A 2,293-nucleotide genomic window follows, 5' to 3' on the forward strand; every position below is an offset into this window, starting at 1 on the left:
CTTCGCGCTGTCGGCCACCATGCCGCTGATGATCAGCGGGGTCCGAGCCTCGTCGATCAGGATCGAGTCGACCTCGTCCACGATCGCGTACGCGTGGCCACGCTGCACCATGTCCTCCGGGCGCATCGCCATGTTGTCGCGCAGGTAATCGAACCCGAACTCGTTGTTGGTCCCGTACGTGATATCGGCCGCATACGCCGGGCGGCGTTCGGACGGCGACATCTGGGACTGGATCAGCCCCACCGAGACGCCGAGCGCCCGGTAGATCGGGCCCATCCACTCCGAGTCGCGCTTGGCCAGGTAGTCGTTGACCGTGACGACGTGCACGCCGTCGGCGAGGGAGTTGAGGTAGGCCGCCATCGTCGAGGTGAGGGTCTTACCTTCACCCGTCTTCATCTCGGCGATGTTGCCCTGGTGGAGCGCGACCGCGCCCATCACCTGGACGTCGAAGTGCCGCTGCCCGATCGTCCTCCTCGCGGCCTCCCGGACGGACGCGAACGCCTCGGGCAGGAGGTCGTCCAGCGTCTCCCCCGCCTCGAGCCGCTCGCGGAACTCGGCGGTCTTGCCGGCGAGCTCGGCGTCGGAAAGGTCCTCGACCTCGGGCTCGTACGTGTTGACCAGCCCTGCGATCTGCGCGAGCTGCTTCTTCTTGCGGCCTTCGCCGAACTGGCCGAGCTTCTCGATGACCATGCTTCGCCTTGGTGTGGAGGGGTTGGAACCCCTATGGTACCGGAGGTCTCGAACCTGACCGATCCTCCCGGCGCCTCAGTCTCCGGGTCGCGGGCCTGGGCCGGATGCCGGCGGCGGCGAGGCCCTCATCCGGCGACGGCGCTACGTGATCTCGATCATCTTCTCGCGCACGGCGTAGACGACCGCCTCCATGCGCGAGTGGAGGTGGAGCTTCTCCAGGATGTTGCGGATGTGGTTCTTCACCGTGTTCTCGGAGATGAACAGCTTCCCGGCGATGTCCCGATTGTTCAGCCCCTGGGCGACGAGCCGCAGCACCTCCATCTCACGGTCGGTAAGCTTGGGCGCCGGCATCTGGGGCTTCTCGTCCGAGGACTTGCTCATCGCCGCGAATTCCGACAGCAGCTTGCTCGCCATCGACGGGCTGATCCGGGACTGCCCCGCCCACACCGAACGGATCGCGTCGGCGACCTCCTCGATCGGGATCTCCTTCAGCAGGTAGCCGGAGGCGCCCGCCTTGATCGCCTCGTACAGGTCCGCCTCGTCGTCGCTGATCGTGAGCATCAGGATCTTGACGTGCGGCAGCGAGTCCTTGATCTCGCCGGCGGCCTCGATCCCGGAGCGCTTCGGCATCCGGACGTCCATCAGGATCACGTCCGGCATGAGCTCCTGGGCGCGAACGACCACCTCGGCCCCGTCCGACGCCTCGCCGACGAGCTCGAGATCGGGCTCCTCGTCGAGCACCATCTTCAGCCCCCGCCGGAACAGGGCGTGGTCATCGCACACAAGCACCCGGAGCTTCTCCATGCCGGGCTCCGCCTTGCCGGTCTCGGCCTTGACGGTCTCGGCCTTGCCCGTGTAGGCCTTTTCGGTCACTCCGCGCTCCTGACCTCTGGCTCGGCGGGTCCCGCCGGGCGGCTGGCCGGATTTTACGCGACCGGCACTCGCGTTCCGCCAGGCCAGCCGACGTTCGTGGTGGTCACGGATCTGGCGCTCCAGCCGCTCCGCCACCGCGTCGAGCGCCGACTCCACGTCCTTCGCCTCGGCGTGGGCGCGGAAGGACTTGCGTGGCGCCGCGGCGACCGCCTCCACACGGTGGATGCCGCCGCGCCGCGGGTTCTTCTCGGCGATCACCTCGACCTCGAGGCGGGTGATCCGGGGCTCGATCCGCTCGAGCCTGCCGAGCTTGTGCTCGGTCACCTGCCGGAGGCGCCGTACGGTCTCCCCCCGGCCTATGAGGACGAACTCCATCCACTTCCCCTGGCCGCTTCCCCTGGCCGCTTCCCCCGGCCGCCCCGGCGGGCCCGCTCCTCACTCCGTCCCCCCGGAACCTACCCCGAGCCCGGCCCTCTGCGCTCGTCCGCCCCGAGCGCAGAGGCCCGCGTCCGGCTGACCTGGTCTTTGGCCCCACATCCGCCTGCCGGAGTGATCGCCGCCCATCGGACGGCTTCGCACCCTCTCCCGACGAGGTCTCCCCCACGGGGCAGGACTTACATCTAAACCGCGCCATGCTCACCGACCAAGGGTCGGCTTACGTGGGTCGCTTCGCCCGCGGCTGGCATCGACTGCCGGGGATCCGTTCCCCGGGGCAACCACAGACCCGGAC

At 68.7% G+C, this 2,293-nt stretch carries 2 protein-coding genes and 1 pseudogene; all 3 read right to left on the reverse strand.

What is annotated here, in order from left to right:
• On the reverse strand, positions 1-690 hold a 690-nt coding region (locus VGW35_00815; protein HEV8306179.1), incomplete at its 3' end, for a preprotein translocase subunit SecA.
• 141 nt (positions 691-831) lie between these two features.
• Positions 832-1,494, reverse strand: a complete 663-nt coding sequence (locus VGW35_00820; GenBank protein HEV8306180.1) for a response regulator transcription factor — start codon at positions 1,492-1,494, stop codon at positions 832-834.
• 168 nt (positions 1,495-1,662) lie between these two features.
• Positions 1,663-1,938: pseudogene (gene raiA / locus VGW35_00825) on the reverse strand (ribosome-associated translation inhibitor RaiA).
• Between the last annotated feature and the right edge of the window lie 355 nt (positions 1,939-2,293).

It is taken from the genome of Candidatus Methylomirabilota bacterium, assembly GCA_036005065.1.
Classification (GTDB): Bacteria; Methylomirabilota; Methylomirabilia; order Rokubacteriales; family DASRDR01; genus DASYQW01.